We start from the raw sequence: 18244 nt of genomic DNA on the forward strand, positions 1-18244 counted from the left end.
AAAAGCGATTGATAAGAACATCTCATTATTTATTGACCATCAGAACTATCCGGTTATTTGTCTGATATCCTCGCCACCAGAACTTACGAAATCCTTACAATAAAAAACTTAAATTATTTCATTATGATATCTCAAACAGGGAAGTCTCTGGCACTGTGCGCCAGTCTGATAATTTTTAATACCGTCGCCGCACCGTTAACCCCAGCGGACCGTGATTTTATTCAGCAACAGCAGCAGCAGCGTCTGCAACAGGACCAGCAGCAACGCGACGCAATCTGGCAGGCGGTCTCGCCGCCGGGCAGACCGGTTGAGGCTGCCGGCCAGCCTGGTCCCTGTTTTGTCATCAACCAGATTGCTGTTCACAACGCCACATTACTTTCTCCCCGACAGCAACAACGGCTGGCAGCCCCTTATCTTCATCGCTGCCTGAATCTGGCCAGTATTAATGCGCTGGTAAACCGCATTTCCAACTGGTATATGCAACGCGGCTATATCACCAGCCGGGCATTTTTAACCGAGCAGGATTTATCCTCCGGCACACTGACCGTGCAGGTACTGGAAGGAAAAGTGGAAGCCATTCATCTGGAGGGGAAAGCGTCGCTGATGTTGCGGACGGTCTTCCCCGGCGTAACAGGCAGCATTCTCAACCTGCGTGATATTGAGCAGGGAATGGAACAGATTAACCGCGTGCGTACCACGCCGGTTCAGATCGATATTCAGCCCGCCACGCATGCCGGTTATTCCATTATTAATCTGACCGGCAAACCGGAATTTCCTGTTGGCGTCACCCTCGGATTTGATAACAGCGGCCAGCGTAGCACCGGCACCGGACAGGTGACAGGGTCACTTACTGCGAATAATCTGCTGGGCGTGGCGGACCGCTGGACGCTGAGCGGGGGCCGAAGCAGCGCCTTCAGCCCGTGGCATGATGCGCAAAACCTCCAGGCCGGCGTCAGTGTGCCTTATGGTTACGGCCTGCTGGATTACAGCTACAGCTGGAGCAACTATCGCCGCAGCTTTGTCAGCGATGATTTCACCTGGCTGAGCAATGGTAATAACCGTGCACATCGCCTTAACGGCTCCTGGGTACTTTTTCGCAACGGTGATATCAAAACCGGCCTGGACGTTGGCCTGAATCACTACGTCAGCCATAACTACCTCAACAGTGCGCTGTTACAAAGCAGCAGTCGTAAAATGACCAGCCTGCAGGTCGGTCTGAATCACACCCAGAAAATCGCCGGGGGGGTGGCCACACTCAACCCGACGTTCAGTCGTGGTATGCCCTGGTTCGACGCAGAGAGTGACCAGAGTAAAAACGGCGATCTACCCAAAGCCAGTTTTCGTAAATGGAGCCTCACCGGTAGCTATCAGCGGCCGCTGACCAGCCGCCTGTGGTGGCTCAGCAGCTTCTATGCCCAGTGGTCACCCGATCGTCTGTATAGCAGTGAACGCCTGACGCTGGGGGGCGAAAGCTCGGTACGTGGCTACAAAGAACAATATCTGTCCGCCGATGCGGGGGGATACCTGCGTAACGAACTGAATTACACCCTGTTTACGCTGCCGTGGCTGGGAAACGTCAGCGCCCTTGCGGCGGCGGATGGGGGCTGGCTGAAAAGCGATGCGCAGAACAGCGGGTTCACCGGCACCCTGTGGGGCAGTGCCGTCGGGCTGGCCACCCGCAATCAACATATTTACACCCAGTACACCCTTGCGGTGCCGCTCAGTTATCCCGGCTATCTGCAACCGGATCGTGTCACTGTCTATGCCCGGGTCGGGCTGGTCTTTTAAGAGAAAATGATTATGGAAAATCGTCAGCCCGTCCCCGCTGCACGTCGCCTGTTGAGTTACCTTATCTGTTATCTGGTTGCCGTGCAGCCCATGCTGCCCGCCGTGGCGGCACAAATCACCCCGGTGACACCCGGCTCCAAAGTCGATGCGGCTGGCAACGGCGTACCGATGGTTAACATTGCCACGCCCAATCAGGCAGGGATCTCCCATAATCAGTATCAGCAATACAACGTCGGTACTGAAGGGGTGATCCTCAACAATGCTACCAGCCAGCTGACGTTGACGCAGCTGGGTGGTCTGGTCCAGAACAACACCAATCTGAAAGCCGGACAGGAAGCCCGCGCGATCGTTAACGAGGTGGTTGGGGCGAATCGTTCCCAGCTCCAGGGATATACCGAAGTGGCGGGCAAGGCGGCCAGGGTGATGGTCGCCAACCCTTACGGTATTACCTGTAACGGCTGCGGCTTTATCAACACGCCGAATGTCACGCTCACCACCGGAAAACCGCAGCTGGATGCCGGCGGAAACCTTGCCGCGCTGGAGGTGACCAAAGGCTCAATCATCGTTGAGGGGCAGGGCCTGGACGGCAGTAAAGCTGACGCGGTGGCGATTGTGGCGCGCGCCGTGGAGATCAACGCCGGGATCCACGCGAAAGATCTTGCCGTAACGGCGGGGGCTAACCGGGTTGGGCAGGATGGCTCGGTCACGCCGATCGCCGGTGAGGGCGCGCTCCCCTCGGTGGCAGTGGACACCGGCGCGTTGGGCGGCATGTACGCTAACCGTATTCATCTGGTGTCCAGTGAAAATGGCGTGGGTGTTAATCTCGGCACTCTGCTGGCCAGACAGGGTGATATTGTGCTGGATGCCAAAGGGCGACTGGCGGTGCATGACAGTCAGAGCAGTGGTGCGCTGACCGCCACCGCACAACATATCGCGCTGAGTGGCGATCACCAGTCTGCCGGGCCGGTGACCCTCTCTGCCAGCAACGATATTGCCCTGAATAATGCCAGGCTTGCCGGTGACAAAGGGGTAACGATACAGAGCGGACAGGCTTTGCAACTGGCTGCCAGCCAGCTGACCGCGGGTGAGTCGCTGGCCCTGAGCGCCGGTGACCTGAACGCCGACGGCGCAAGCAAAATCGGTGCGGCGGGTGATATCACCATGCAAGCGACTCGCCAGTTGAATAATGCCGGTCAGCTTAACGCTGGTAATCATCTGGTACTGAATGCCGCCGCCATCGGCAACAGCGGTACGCTGCTGGCCAGCGGTCGCCTTGAGGCCACCGGCAGCCTTGATAACCAGGGGGCTGTGCAGGGAAACGGCGTCGCGCTGAAAGGCGATACATTGCGCAACGCTGGCACGGTACTGGCCAGTGACAGACTTGATGTCACCGGCAACAGCCTCGATAACCAGGGGACCTTACAGGGAAACACCGTCACCCTGAACGCGGATACATTGCAAAACGGCAGCATGGTGCTGGCCAGAGATGGCCTCAACGTCACCGGCAGCCGCCTGAATAACCTCGGCACCTTACAGGGAAACGCCGTCACCCTGAACAGTGATACATTGCAAAACGGCGGCACGGTACTGGCCAGTGACAGCCTCGACGTCACCGGCAACAGCCTGGAAAACCTGGGCACCCTGCAGGGAAACCGCGTCACGCTGAAAGGGGATGCACTGCGTAACGGCGGCACCATGCTTGCCGGTGACCGCTTCGATGTCATCGGCAACAGCCTGGAAAACCTGGACACCTTGCAGGGGAATGGCGTCACGCTGAACAGTGATGCATTGCGTAACGGCGGTACGCTCCGCAGCAACGGCAGCCTGATGCTGAAAGGAAACACCCTTGACCAGACCGGGACGCTGGATGCCGCCGGTGATATGACGTTGATCTACCGCGATCGCATCAGTAACGCCGCAGGAGGGAATGTGCTGACCGATGGCACGCTGTCCGTCATTACCGGTGAACTGATGCAGGACGGCACCTTTTCTGCGGGAACCGGCATGATGCTGGCCAGCGACAGCCTGACCAGCGGACAGGATGCCGGGACGTTCAGTAAAGGCGACCTGTCGTTACAGGTAAATAAAAGCGCCGATATTGATGGCACGCTGAGTGCTGACGGCCAGCTAAATAGCCGCAGTGACACGCTGCGCACTGGTGCCAGCGCGCACCTGCAGGGGCAAAATATAGCGCTGTACGCTGGCCGGGCGGTGTTGGCGGGTATGCAGATAGCCCGCCAGCAACTGGCCGTTTCCGCCGGCCAGCTCTCCCTCACCGGCAACAGCAACGCCCGGGATATTGCCATCGTCGCCAGCGATACGGTGGATAACCCTGGTTCACTGGTGGCTGAAAATCAGTTACAGATCAAAGCGGCACAGCTGAGCAACAGCGGCACGGCCAGTGGTAACACGGTGTCATTGCTGGCGACAGACAGCCTTAACAACGGCGGGGTGCTGACCGCCGGAACGCAGATGCAGGTCTCAGCCGGGACGCTGAACAACAGTGGACGCCTCGCTGCCCCGCAGCTTTCTCTCAGTGCGACGGCGATAGACAACCGCGGGCTGGTGCAGGGCGACCGACAGCTGACACTGTTAAGCCGGACGCTGGCTAACCGGCAGTCCGGTAGCATTGCCACCGCAGGCGATCTGGACCTGGACCTGCCTGATTTCAGCAACGATGGTCTGCTCACCGCTGCCGGTACGTTACAGCTCAATGGCTTTCGTCTCACTAACGCGGGTGAAATCAACGCCGCCTCGCTGACTGCCACCAGTGCCCTGTTAAACAATCTTGCTGGTGGCAAACTGCTGGCGACACAGGCGGTGCAGTTGGGGAACACGCAACTGATCAACGGCGGACTGATCGCGGCGGACCGGCTGACGGTGAAGGGCGGTACGGTGGATAACAGCGGCCGTTTGCAGGGCAGTGACAGTCTGAACCTGCAGGTCGGCACGCTCGGTAACGCGCAGTCCGGTGAACTCCTCACTGCGGGCCAGCTTTCCGTCAAAGCCGGACAACTGGATAACGCGGGATTGCTACAGGGTAACCAGCTTACTTTATCGGCAGATGACTGGCGCAACAGCGGTAACGCCCTGAGCGTGGAAAACGCCACGCTGGCGGCGAAAAATCTTAATAACAGCGGCAGGATCCTTGGACAAAACGCCGTGCAGGTACAGACTGACGCCGCCAGCAACGACGGGCTGCTGATGGCGAAGGTACTGGCATTTCAGGGCGATCTGCGTAACAGCGGGGTGATTCAGGGTAACGACGCGCTGACGGTGGCGGGGGGGGAGGTGATTAATGCCTCTGGCGGACAGCTGCAAACGGCAGCCAGCCTCGATCTCCGCGCTGAGACGCTGAATAATCAGGGGACTGTCCAGGCCTCCGACGCCACGATCAATGCACAACACTGGCAGAACGCAGGCAGTACACGTACCACCACGGATCTTGCTGCCACCGTTACCGGCCAGTTGCTGAACAGCGGCATCTTGCTCAGTCAGCACACCATGAATTTACAGGCAAGCGCGCTGAACAACGCAGGAACCCTGGCGGCCGACAGTCTGGCCATCACCGTGCCGCAGCTGGTCAACCGCGGTTTGTTACAGGGTAACGGCGTGCTGACCCTGAACAGTCCGCTGATCGTCAATCAGGCTGACGGCCAGATCATCAGCGGCGGCTCACTGGTACTGCAACCTGACCAGCTCAGCAACGAGGGTTTAATTCAGGTAGCGGATACGCTCAGCATCAGCGGCGGCGACGTCGGCAATGACGGTCAGATAACCGCCCGCACCCTGAGCGCCGATCTGAGCGGAACCTTGACAAACGGCAGCACGGGCCGGCTGTTGGCGCAGGAGCTGGCGGATATTCATGCGCAGGCGATAACCAACGCGGGCATTATTGCCGGACAACGCCTTCGGACGGCTGGCGAGAGGCTGCAAAACCACGGGCTGATGCAGGGGGGTACGGCAATTACGGCGAATTTTCGCCAGCTGGAAACGCTGACTGGCGGTCAGTTACTGACCGGTGGCGCACTGGTCCTTCAGGGCACCGATGCCAGCAATGCCGGGATCTGGCAGGGAGATAATCTTTCTTATCAGTTCGCGTCGTTAAAAAATACCGGCAGCCTTAACGGCACCACCGGGCTGGAAGGCCGGACCGATGGCGTGCTGGATAACGCGGGTAGCCAGCTCAGCGGCGGCAACGCCAGCCTTACGGCTGGCCGGCTGCTGAACAGCGGAAAAATCATCGCGGACGGCCTGGAACTGAGCGGCGCACAGCTGATTAACAGCGGGTTATGGCAGGGCAACAGCACGCTGACGGCACAGGCAGAGGACGGGCTTACCCAGACCGCCGACGGCAAAACGTTAAGCGGTGGCGATCTGCTGCTGAACGCCTCTGCACTTAACACCGCCGGTGTTGTGCAGGGCGGCACAGCACAGGTCATCGCGGACAGCTGGCAGCATTCCGGCTCCCTGCTTGGCAGTGCTTCGCTGACGGCCAGTATTGCCGGTACCCTGAATAACGGTGGCGCGCTGCTCAGCCAGGGCGATATGCAAATCAGCGCGGTCAGTCTGCTGAACAGCGGCTCGATGCTGGCGGAAAAGGCCGCCGTATTGAGCGGCAGCACCCTGAATAACAGCGGGACTGTGCAGGGAGATACCCTGACTGTCCGGCCTGCCAGCGTCACCAACCAGGGCAGCCTGATTGGCCTGCAATCCCTGACCTTTGCTGCGGCACCGCAGGTCAGCCGTTTCAGAACGCTGCTGGCAACGCCCATGCGGGAACTGATTAACAACGCCGGTGGGCAACTGCTGACCCAGGGCACGCTGAATATCAGCGGCAATACGCTGACCAATAACGGCGTCTGGCAGGGACAGCAAATTCTGCTGGAGGCCGGGCGACTGACTAATAATGGCACCATTCAGAGTGCCGACGCGCTGCAACTTAACCTGAGTGACAGCCTTGACGCGGCGGCAGGCAGCAAAATCTCTGCTAACGGCACGGCGGCGTTACACGCGCTGTCGCTGAGCAACCAGGGACAGTGGATAGCCAGAAATCTGACCTTAACCGGCGATACGCTGAACAATAACGGCGATATCACCGGGGTGGACGGGCTGACCGTGCAGCTTAACGGCGCACTGATCCAGCAGCAGGATAAAACCCTGCTCAGCGCCGGAAAACTGAGCGTACAGTCGGCAACGGTGAATAACGCCGGTCGTGTGCAGGGGGGCGAGCTGGAGGTCACCACCGGCACGCTGGATAACAACGGACGTTTGCAGGGCGACAATATTCTGCTGCTCTCCACCCGTGGGCGGCTGACCAATAACGGCAACGGCACGCTGCTCGGCGGCACTATACTGACCCTGACCACGCCAGAACTTTACAACAACGGCCTGATCCAGGGGGGCACCAGCCGGATAACGGCCAGCGGGCTTGCCAGCAACGGTGGCAGGGTGCTTTCCGCCGGCGAACTGACCTTTACCACGGCACAGCTCTTGAACAGCGGCTGGCTTCAGGCAGGGCAACTGGTGCTGAACGCTGCAAACACCAGTAATAACGGCACCTTGCTGGCTGACCAGCAGGGCACGCTGACCGGTACTGTGTTGCAGAATCAGGCAATGACCCAGGGCGCTAACCTGACGGTGAATTATCAGCAACTGAACAACAGCGGCACGGTGCTGGGCACTGGCCAGCTGAACATTAACGCCGCGCAGGTGAACCAGCAGGCGACAGGTCGGTTATTCAGCGCGGGCACTATGACGCTGGTAACCAACGGATTCGACCTGTTGGGCCAGCTGGTGGCGCTGGGTGATGCCACGCTGAACGTGGCAAACGGTTTTGTTGCCCGCAGCGCGTTGGCGGCGGGCAACCGTCTGACCATCAGCACCAACGGTACGCTGGAAAACCGGGGAACCCTTCAGGGGCAGGCTGTCACGCTCAGCGCCGGTGGCGAGTTGGTCAATAACGGTCTGCTGACCACCGGTACCGGTGACAGCAGCCTGTCCGCTAACCGCATCGCCATGAACGCCGCGGGCAGTTTGCAGGGCGGCGGCAACGTTGCGCTGAACAGCCGCAGCGATGTTACCCTCGACGGCTTTACCGGCACGCGCGGCAGTCTGACCATCACCGCGCCGGGAAGCATCGTTAACACCGCGCTGCTCTATGCCGCTCAGAATCTCTCCCTGCTCGCCGACAGCATCCGCAATCAGCGCGGTGATATTCTGGCGGGCAACAGCCTGTGGATGCAGCGTGACGCGGCGGGCAATGCCAATGGTGAAGTGATTAATACCTCCGGGACCATTGAGACCCAGGGCGGCGATATTATTATTAATACCGCGCATTTGTTGAATCAGTGGGAATCTGTAAACATTGGGCAAACCACCACGGAGAATGTGGCTACTGGCTATGGATCTGTTGCGCCTGGAAGTGTGGAGCTGCCGTTGGAACTCTTTGAATCTGGAGAGCTTAAATACTATTTTACAGAGATATATACACCTGCACCGCCGATTATTAGCCTTGGCTGGTCAGTGACTCCTGTTCCTTTAAATCTGAATCAAAGTAAAGAAATACTTGTTGCACGTACCACTTCAAGCACGACTGTTACGGGGCAGGCCGGTAGAATATCATCTGGTAGAAACCTGACAGGTAATGCAAATCAGCTGGACAATTTGGGCAGTTATATTCTTGCCGGACAGGATCTTTCCCTCTCCGGTGGGGTATTGAACAATCAGTCTTATTTGTCTGGCACACAAGCGGTATGGCGTATTTTTAATCCGTCAACGACATACAGTAGCTATGACTCGCTAAAAAACACCAACTCTTCATTTGTGGCAAATAGTATTGATGGGCTGAAAGCAACGGGGGGGAATCACTATACTTATAATGGTAAAAGTGCAAGTTTAAAAGGAACGGTCACTTACGTTGCGACAGATACTTACCGTACTGAACAGGCATCGACTATTCGTGGTGTGATCCAGTCTAATGGCAACCTCAGTACCCGATTTAATACTGTTCTTAATAATAGTGAATCTCAGGACGTGCGTGGTACTATAACGCCAACGCTTTCGTCTCCCGGTCTTAATACCTTGCTCCAGCAGTCGATTTCTGGTGGGGTCACGCGTCTGGAGCCTGTCAATGTCAGCTCAGTTGCGCCTGGCAGCCCTGACTGGCGCAATAATATAAATAATGCTCTGCAGCAGGTAAACGGTGGTATCAGCCTTGACGGTAATGGGTTACAAAATACACTGCTTAACGCCTATAAATCGGATGCCATTCAATTATCTGGAGTAGGAGGAACCACAGCGCTGGGGACCAATCCTTTTACGGCTTATCAGCGTGACAGCAATACGTTACATTATTCTTCTGTTGATACCAGTGCTTATCCTTTACCTCAAAGCAGCAATGGCTATTTTACAGCCTCTACCGATCTTAAAAGCCGTTACCTGATCGTTATCAATCCGAAAATTAACGAACTGGGACAGCTCAACACCAACCTGTTTAGCGACCTCAACGCGCTTCTGGATAAACAACCAGGCACTGCACCTCAGGAAACCCGTCAGCAGTACACTGATATCACCACGTTCCTCGGATCGTCTTACCTTCTCGATCGCCTTAACCTTAAACCTGACTATGATTACCGGGTATTGGGGGATGCCGCTTTTGATACACGCTATGTCAGTAATGCTGTGCTCAGTCAGACCGGCAACCGTTATATCAATGGTCTGGGTTCCGATCTTGAGCAAATGAAATATCTGATGGATAACGCCGCAACAGCACAGCAGTCACTCAATCTTACAATGGGTGTGACGCTAAGTACCGCGCAAATAGCGTCCCTGAATCAGAGTATTATTTGGTGGGAGGCAGCAACCATCAACGGTGAAACCGTGCTGGTGCCAAAACTTTATCTTGTCGCCAGCGATACTAATATTAACAATGGCAGTATTATCGCGGGTAAGACAGTAACAATTGAAGGTGGAAGCGTCACTAACAACGGGAGCACAGTGATAGCGCAGGAACGCGCTACTATTAACAGTCAGAATGATATTAATAACCTTAATGCTTCATTGATTAAAGCGGCTGGTGACTTAAAACTGAGCTCACTTGGCGATATAAATAATATTGGCGCTGCTATTAGTGGTAAGCAGGTTTCTCTCGAAAGCCTGAATGGCAGTATTAATAATCTAACGTTAACCTCTCAAATCGATAATAGCTCAAAATTAAGTGTTTCTTCGTTAACCGAACAAGGCGAAAAATCATCCATCCTTTCTTTGGATAACCTTGTATTAAATGCAGGTAAAGACATTAATATTCATGGTGCTGATATTAACGCGGGGGGAAATGCTGCAATAAATGCAGCCGGTAATGTAGCGATACTTGCTAATGAAAATAATACCCTTTTCAATGATGGATGGCGTGATTTTAAGAGTATCAACAGTGTCGCCAGTACGATTGAAGCTGGAGGGACGCTTACTGTTCATTCAGGCCAGGATTTAACCGTAAAAGCCAGTAACATTTCTGCTGATAAAAATGCCTCACTGTCAGCTGGCGGTGATTTAAAACTGCTATCAGTGGTTAACAGCACTGAAGATCGTGCTGGAAATAGTGAATCTTCCGTCACAAAGCTTAACCAGACGACCCTCACAGCGGGAAATAATCTGACGCTGGCCGCCGGGCAGGATCTTACCAGCCAGGCCGCCGCGCTGGCCGCTGGCGGAGACGTTGGCCTGACCGCCGGGCGCGATATCAATCTTGATGCAGCGGCCATCGGTTCCGGCAACAGTGAAAAAGGCAGCAAAAAAACCGTTATCAGTGAAACCGTCCGCCAGCAGGGCACGGAGATTGCCAGTGGCGGTAACACCCGCATGGTGGCGGGACGCGATATCAACAGCCAGGCTGCCGACCTTACCGCGAATCAGGATATTGCCTTGCAGGCCGGGCGGGATGTCAGTCTGAACACCGCCACGGAAAGCGACTATGCCTACAGGGAAGAAACCAAAACCAAAAAAGGGCTGTTGAGTAAAAAGACCACCCACACCATTCAGGAAGACAGCGCCACGCAGGAAAAAGGCACCCTGTTAAGCGGCAATAATGTCTCTGTATCGGCAGGCAATAATATCGTGGTAAAAGGATCGCAGGTGGTTGGCGATAACCAGGTTGCGCTCAGTGCTGGAAACAATGTGACGATAACGGCGGCGACCAATACCGATTCAAGCTGGCGTTTCTCGGAAACCAAAAAAAGCGGGCTGATGGGGACAGGGGGACTGGGCATCAGTATTGGCAGCAGCACATCGCTTTCTGAGATGCGGGATAAAGGAACCACCCAGAGCCAGAGCGTCAGCACGGTGGGCAGTACCGGTGGTGATGTCTCCATCACCGCAGGTAAGCAGTTACAGGTAAACGGCTCTGACCTGGTCGCGGCGGGCAATATGGTGTTGCAGGGTGACAGCGTGGCGATTACGCCGGGTCACGATCGGCGCACCCGCGATCAGAGAACCGAACAGCGCTCCAGCGGCCTGACGCTGGCACTGTCCGGTGCCGTAGGGGAGGCGGTGAACAGCGCGGTTGCGGCCGCGCAGTCGGCAAAACAGGAAAGTGATGGACGTCTGGCGGCCCTGCAGGCCACCAAAGCGGTACTGTCCGGCGTACAGGCTGAGCAGGCGAGTCAACTGGCTCAGGTGTCGGCCGACCCTAATAATGGCGTGGGTATCAGCCTTTCACTGTCGACACAACAAGCAAAATCACAGCAGCAACAGCGCTCGGATACCGTCAGTGGTTCGACCCTCAACGCGGGAAAAAATCTCAGTATCAGCGCCACCGGTAAGGGTAACGACGCTGACAGCGGCAATCTGTTGATTGCCGGAAGCCAGCTGAAAGCGGCAGGCGATACCTCGCTTCAGGCGGCAAACGATATTCTGCTGACCGGGGCCGCCAGCACCCTACAAACCACCGGTAGCAACAGCAGCAGTGGCGGCGGCGTGGGCCTCAGTTTTGGCGCAGGGTCGGGGAGTATGGGCCTGAGCGTTTTTGCCAGCGTCAACGGGGCGAAAGGCCATGAAACCGGCAACGGCACGGTCTGGAGTGAGACCACGCTGGACAGCGGTGGCACTGTTTCCCTCAGCAGCGGCCGCGACACCACCTTAAGTGGCGCGCAGGTCAGCGGCAACAGCGTGGTGGCTGACGTGGGACGCGATCTGACCATCACCAGCCTGCGTGACAGCGAGCGGTATGACTCGACGCAGAGCAGTTTTGCTGCGGGCGGCAGCTTTACGTTTGGTTCGATGAGTGGCTCAGGCTACCTCAATGCCAGCCAGGATAAAATGCACAGCAATTTCGACAGCGTGCAGGAGCAGAGCGGTATTTACGCGGGCAGCGGCGGTGTTGATGTGACGGTGGGCAACCACACCCAGCTGAACGGCGCAGTGATAGCCAGCCAGGCGGATGCGGATAAGAACCGGCTGGAAACGGGGACGCTGGGCTTCAGCGATATAACCAATAAGGCGGATTACCAGACGCAGCATCAGGGCGTGGGGATCAGCAGCGGTGCCTCTGCGGGTGGACAGTTTGCCGGAAATATGGCAAACAGTCTGCTGGCCGGTGCAGGTAGCAGTGGCAGTGCGCAGGGAACCTCCCGTTCGGCGGTGACAGGCGGAACGATAGTAATTCGCGACCAGGCGAATCAGCGGCAGGACGTTGCGACGCTGAGTCGTGACACGGCGGGTGCGAACGGCAGCATCAGCCCGATCTTTAACAAAGAGAAAGAGCAGCAGCGGTTGCAGGAAACGCAACTGATAGCGGAGGTTGGCTCGCAGGTCAGCGATATTGCGCGTACGCAGGGTCAGATTACTGCGACAAAAGCCGCGAAGGAGAAGCTGTCGGGAGCCACCCAAAGCGACCGGGACAACGCGCTGGCTGACCTGAAAAAGCAGGACCCGACGAAGCAGTACAGCGACGACGATATCAGCCAGCAGGTCTACAACAACTTCTATAACCGGGCATTCACCGAAAGCGGGTTTGGCACCGGCGGTAAGGTGCAGCAGGCTATCCAGGCAGCCACGGCGGCGGTACAGGGTCTGGCAGGTGGTGATATCGCCAAAGCGATAGCCGGAGGTTCCGCGCCGTATCTGGCGGAGGTCATCCATAAGATGACCACGGACGCGAACGGCAACGTCAATACCGAAGCCAACCTGATGGCCCATGCGGTACTGGGTGCCGTGGTGGCGCAGATAAACGGCAACAGTGCGCTGGCCGGGGCGGCGGGTGCGACCACCGGTGAATATATTGCTCAGCAGCTGTATCCGGGTGTTAAACGGGAAGACCTGAGTGAAGAGCAGAAACAGACCATCAGTGCGCTGGGAACCCTGGCGGCGGGTCTTGCCGGTGGTGTGGCTGGAGACAGCACGGCGGACGCGGTGGCGGGGGCACAGGCCGGGAAGAATGCGCTCGAAAACAACAACCTTGCCAGTACGTTGGCCGCAGCTGAAGCCAGCAAAAAAGGCACGGTAGAAAAATACGAAGCCGCTCAGACAGCGATCTGTGCTCAGGATCAGGCAGCCTGTACGCAGATGGTGAAGGATGTTGCCGGAACCGGGCTGGACTTCGTGCCTATCGTTGGGGATATAAAGAGCTTTGCGGAAGCGCAGACAGCACTGGATTACCTGGCGGCAGCTATTGGCCTGATACCGGGAGCGGGAGATGCGGCAGGTAAGGCGATTAAGGCGGCAGAAACAGCGCTGAAGAAAGGCGATGTGGCTGAAGCGTCGAAGCTGATTAATAAGGCCAGTGATGAGATTCAGGCAGTTAAACCACTGGATGTTGGGTCATACAAGGAACTGAAAGCACGTGAAGTGGTTGGTGATGGATTGGAACATGATCATATTCCATCATTTGCGGCTATTCGTCAGGCAAAAGAAAATGAGCTGGGGAGAAAGCTAACTCCCACAGAAGAAAAAAACCTATATAACAATGCAACAGCTATTGAAGTACCTAAAGATGTACATCAGGCTGGCCCTACTTATGGTGGTAAGAATACTCCATCTCAGGTAAAACAAGATGCAATAAATCTTTGTGGTGCAGAATGTCGTGATACAGATGCATTGAGAAAGAATATGCTGGATCGTGGATATGATCCTAAACTTGTCGATGATGCAATAAGACAACTCAAGGAAAGAAATTCTCAAATAGGAGTAACAAAATAATGTTGATATGGAATGAATTTATTAAGTTATTAGGTTGCTCAAAACTTGATAGTAAATTTATTAATGTTTCAGGTGATTTTAATGAGTTACCTAAACTTGAGGAGGGTGTTTTAGGTGACAGGGAATATTACTCTTTTTTACATTCAGGTGTTTTATTTTTATTAGAAGATGAAGTTGTAGATCAGATTACTTTTTATGCAGAAAAAGTCGACGGGTTTTCTGTGTACAAAGGAGAACTACCGGTATCAATTGATAGTTCGGAGCATGAGGCTGTTCAAATATTAGGCCACCCTTTAGCTTCAGGTGGTGGAAAAATGGATGCGCTTATGGGTTATATTGATCGTTGGGTAAAATATGAAAAAGAGGGTTATGCCCTCCATTTACAATTTAATCAGAATGATAATTTGTCCAGAGTTACCCTTATGAAATAAACATAAAATCCCGCCCTAATACGGCGGGATTTTATGCCTGTGAGTTACCCTTTCAGCCGCCAACCGAATCATCAGTTGCCCGTGCACAATTGCCACGGTAAACGGTGTATCTGTTGCTCAGCCAGGCGAATGCGGATAAGAACCGTCTGGCAACGGGGACGCTGGGCTTCAGCGATATAACCAATGAAGCGGATTACCGGACGCAACATCAGGGCGTGGGGATCAGTAGCGGTGCCTCTGCGGGTCGACAGTTTGCCGGAAATATGGCAAACAGTCTGCTGGCGGGTACGGGTGGTGGTGGCAGTGCGCAGGGAACCTCCCGTTCGGCGGTGGCAGACGGAACGATCGTCATCCGCGACCAGGCGAATCAGCGGCAGGATGTTGCGACACTGAGCCGCGACGCGGCGGGTGCGAACGACAGCATCAGCCCGATCTTTAACAAAGAGAAAGAGCAGCAGCGTCTGCAAACGGCTCAGCTGATAGGGGAGGTTGGGGCGCAGGCAGGGGATAGTGCGCGAACGCAGGGAGATATTGACGGGCTGAAGGCGGCGAAGGAGAAACATCCGGGGCTGAGTGCGGACCAGCTGCGTGAAACGCCGGAATACCGGGCGGAGATGCAGAAGTTCGGCACCGGCAGCGCTGTACTGACCTGCTCCAGGCAGGTCTGTCTGGCGTAGCGTATCAGACACTGTGCCTGGCAATGAACGGCGTGGCGGGATTAACGGCAAGCGGCAACACAATGGCGGTAGTGCCGTATCTGAGAGCCGCTGGCATCGACAAAGTAAGCTGTCATCTGTTCCGCCATGCGAGCGATGGCGATACGGATGCTGGAGAACGGTGCGAACCTAAGATGGATACAGGCGATGCCGGGTGACAGGTTCGTTGAATCCATGCAGATATACACCCAGGTGAATATCCGGGCGTTGCCGGCTGCGGCTCTCAAGCGTGACAGCCTGAAAGGGCCGGTGCTTCGCGTTACTGACATAATCCACGGTATAATAACGCCAGTGGAGCGATCCGTGCAGGACTCAGTGCCCTGAAGAAAGGCCGCATCAGATGAAACCTGAAAGCGTTGGTATCAACAGCGGCGAAAACAAAAGTGCGGCAGAGGTATTCTCGTTTCTGTAAAAGAAGTACTGGCATCACGCCGAAAGTGAGAAAGCGTACCGGAACTGGGTATAAAGTGGTCAGTGATTTTGTCGCACAGGATAACGCGGTGCAGGCAGTGAGCTTGATGGAAGTGCCTTACCGGTAGCGCCTGCTGATAGCGGAATGTCGGTTACCCCTGCATCTTTGAGAACTGTCGTGGCGCTTCGCTCTCGCTGATAATCTTTTCGGCATCTTTCGGAAAGGTATACTACACTTTTATACCGATCTGCGAATTTTCATACGCGGTCATCGTCAGCGACTGGCGATAATGTGGTCGCCCTGAGTCAGGGCAGCTCAGGCAGTTAACTGCAAACCGGCAGCGAAGAGGGCCGCCGCATCATACAGCAGGCTGCGTCCTCTGGGGTGTCAACAGGTTAACCTGAGGTTTGCAGAGGTAAAGCCAGTGCCGGAAGCCCAGCCGACACAATCCATCACCGGTATCATGTAACGGCCTTTCGTGGCCCAAACTCAGAGAGGGTTCATTTATGGATACACAACAGATAGCTTCACTGTCATCAGCAATGAGTCAGTGGCAGGTTCGTAACGAGGTCAATGTTACTATGCTACGTAAAACGCTGGACCAGCAGGCGAACAACGTCAGCACACTGATGCAGTCCGCATCTGTCCCGGCGGCGCTGCCTGCTAATCCGGCCATCGGGCGTAATATTAATACCACTGCTTAACGCCTGCCGTCCTGTCCGGGCAGCGCAAAGTGTGCTGCCCACCTTTCTTTGTATGTTGTTCGCTTATTTATGCCATATTTGCCCACACAGGACCGAATCAGGTTGAGTTTCCGGTGCCGCGAACACAAGGATTTAATTTATTAAGTCATTTGATGCCCGGTTATTTCTTGCTGCTTTACTATTTATGCGGCACGGTGTGCTGCTAATCAATACCGGTATTTTTCTCTGAAAATTATCCCGTCTCAAATACACGTAATAAATCCAAAAAACACCATTCCTCTCCGGTGATTTATTATTTTGAAAATTTGGAAAAAATATTTCATTTCCATCACCATATTGCGCCATAATAGGAATATCCTGTTCGTTAATAATACATTTGCTTATTTTTGCACATAAGTGTTTTTTATTTAATATGTAAATCACTATATTAAGTATATGGCATAACTGTTGCTAATTAAATTCCATCTTGTATGCCAGCAGGAATTCAACGATGGCATCAATGACAGGAAAAACAGTAGCTGCATGGCAGCAGCATATCAGGCAGGATAGCGAGGCGGTTTTTGCACTCCTTAAAGAACATCTTCATTCCCTGTCCGCAGAGGATAATACCTGGCTTATTATTGCCAGCGAATCGCAGTTACAGGCTCAGCTGGATTATCTGATCCCGCTTTATCGAAATAATCCTGAGGCGTATCCCTTATTCGACATTTCGTTTGCTGTGAAAGACAATATTGATGTTGCCGGCTGGCCTACCAGCGCTGTCTGTCCGGCTTTCACCTATTGGCTGAACAGGATGCCACCGCCGTTGGCAGGCTCAAGGCGGCAGGTGCCGTGCCGATCGGTAAAACCAGTCTCGATCAGTTCGCCACCGGGCAGGTAGGCACGCGTTCATCATTTGGCGCGGTGCCAAATACGTTCAACAGTGCTAACGCAGGCGCAAAACGCCTTGCAGGACGCGCTGCTGGCGTTGCGCACCGGCGGCGCAACCCTTAAACCTGTCGATTTTTCTGCCTTTTACCAACTGGAGGAGCAGCTCTGTCAGGAGCCAAGGGGGGCAGAACGCACCGCTGCCGTGGGTGGGATGCTGCAACCTCCGCAGGAGATGGACGCAAGCGTGCACACATTGGTCGTGCGCTGGCCTGCCGAGCGCAGCTGCTGATCCTGGATGAACCGACGGAGGGGATCCAGCCTTCGGTTATCAAAGAACCAGGCCTGGTGATCCGTGCGCTGGCGAACCACGGAGAGATGGCAATTTTGCTGTCAGAGCCGTTTTATGATTTTGCTGCCGCACTGGCGGATAGGTATCTGCCGATGTTCACAGGGACGATCGTTCAGTGAGGACGGGGTGAAGAGATGGCGGCTCAGGGAGTTCGGGACTGGTGGCGATTTAATACTTCAGTTTGTATGACGGCCAGTGATGCTGGCTGTTTCCGCTGCTGCAACGTCAGGGATGTTGCAGGGATTATCAGCGCGATGGATCCGCCGGGGCTGATGAAAGACTGCCGTGTTTATCGCTACAGGCGCCGGCTTCAGACTGCCTGCCACCAGTGCCGGATCAAAACGGGTCAGTGGAACGGCGCATTAAAAAAACACGATAACTGTGGGTGGCAGTGGCTGCCCGGTGTTATGCCGGGTAATTTTACCGTCGCTGTATGAAAACCGCGCACCGCAGCAAAATAACCCCCCCCCTTCACAGAAGGTGGCATTGATTGCGCCCCGCAGGGGCGTACCAAACACTGGTGCCGGATCAAAATCCTTAAAAAGATGTCTTTGCCTGTCCTGTAATATTTAAATCCAAAAACAATAAGGCAGAGCCAAGCCCTGTTGATGACCACGCCCACAGGACATGGTTTTCAGTTGGAAATAAAAAGCCATCTTCACAGAAGATGGCTTTGATCAACCCGCAGGGATAACAGCGTTCCGGCAGCAGCAGTCCCGGAGACAATCAGGCCGGGTCAAAACCTGCTGATGACCACACCCACAGGAGGGGGGATTCAGTCA

At 55.1% G+C, this 18244-nt stretch carries 5 protein-coding genes and 3 pseudogenes; all 8 read left to right on the plus strand.

The genetic code is table 11. The features are described from left to right. The first annotated feature begins 123 nt into the window (after positions 1-123). Positions 124-1788, plus strand: a complete 1665-nt coding sequence (locus EB241_RS13855) for a ShlB/FhaC/HecB family hemolysin secretion/activation protein (RefSeq protein WP_124233725.1) — start codon at positions 124-126, stop codon at positions 1786-1788. Between the two features lie 12 nt (positions 1789-1800). After that, positions 1801-13980 carry a hemagglutinin repeat-containing protein gene (locus tag EB241_RS13860; protein WP_158612412.1) on the plus strand — a complete coding sequence of 4060 codons (12180 nt, stop codon included), beginning with the start codon at positions 1801-1803 and terminating at the stop codon, positions 13978-13980. Next, positions 13980-14411, plus strand: a complete 432-nt coding sequence (locus EB241_RS13865) for a hypothetical protein (RefSeq protein WP_124233727.1) — start codon at positions 13980-13982, stop codon at positions 14409-14411. Before EB241_RS13860 ends, EB241_RS13865 begins: the two co-directional genes overlap by 1 nt. Before the next feature lie 104 nt (positions 14412-14515). Beyond that, positions 14516-15088, plus strand: a complete 573-nt coding sequence (locus EB241_RS13870; RefSeq protein ID WP_124233728.1) for a hypothetical protein — start codon at positions 14516-14518, stop codon at positions 15086-15088. Between the two features lie 5 nt (positions 15089-15093). After that, a pseudogene (locus tag EB241_RS21545) lies at positions 15094-15451 on the plus strand (tyrosine-type recombinase/integrase); the annotation flags it as partial. A gap of 594 nt (positions 15452-16045) precedes the next feature. Continuing rightward, positions 16046-16243, plus strand: a complete 198-nt coding sequence (locus tag EB241_RS13880) for a YjfB family protein (protein WP_124233729.1) — start codon at positions 16046-16048, stop codon at positions 16241-16243. A gap of 490 nt (positions 16244-16733) precedes the next feature. Continuing rightward, positions 16734-17372: pseudogene (locus tag EB241_RS13885) on the plus strand (amidase family protein); the annotation flags it as partial. Next, a pseudogene (locus EB241_RS13890) lies at positions 17363-17581 on the plus strand (ABC transporter ATP-binding protein); the annotation flags it as partial. The pseudogenes EB241_RS13885 and EB241_RS13890, both read left to right, overlap by 10 nt. Between the last annotated feature and the right edge of the window lie 663 nt (positions 17582-18244).

Origin of the sequence: Erwinia psidii, assembly GCF_003846135.1 — a bacterium.
Taxonomy (GTDB): domain Bacteria; phylum Pseudomonadota; class Gammaproteobacteria; order Enterobacterales; family Enterobacteriaceae; genus Erwinia; species Erwinia psidii.

What these genes read in the sequence shown, in the direction of transcription:
- EB241_RS13855 (WP_124233725.1), top strand. Translation starts at nt 124, where the DNA reads ATGATATCTCAAACAGGGAAGTCTCTGGCACTGTGCGCCAGTCTGATA.
- EB241_RS13860 (WP_158612412.1), top strand. Translation starts at nt 1,801, where the DNA reads ATGGAAAATCGTCAGCCCGTCCCCGCTGCACGTCGCCTGTTGAGTTAC.
- EB241_RS13865 (WP_124233727.1), top strand. Translation starts at nt 13,980, where the DNA reads ATGTTGATATGGAATGAATTTATTAAGTTATTAGGTTGCTCAAAACTT.
- EB241_RS13880 (WP_124233729.1), top strand. Translation starts at nt 16,046, where the DNA reads ATGGATACACAACAGATAGCTTCACTGTCATCAGCAATGAGTCAGTGG.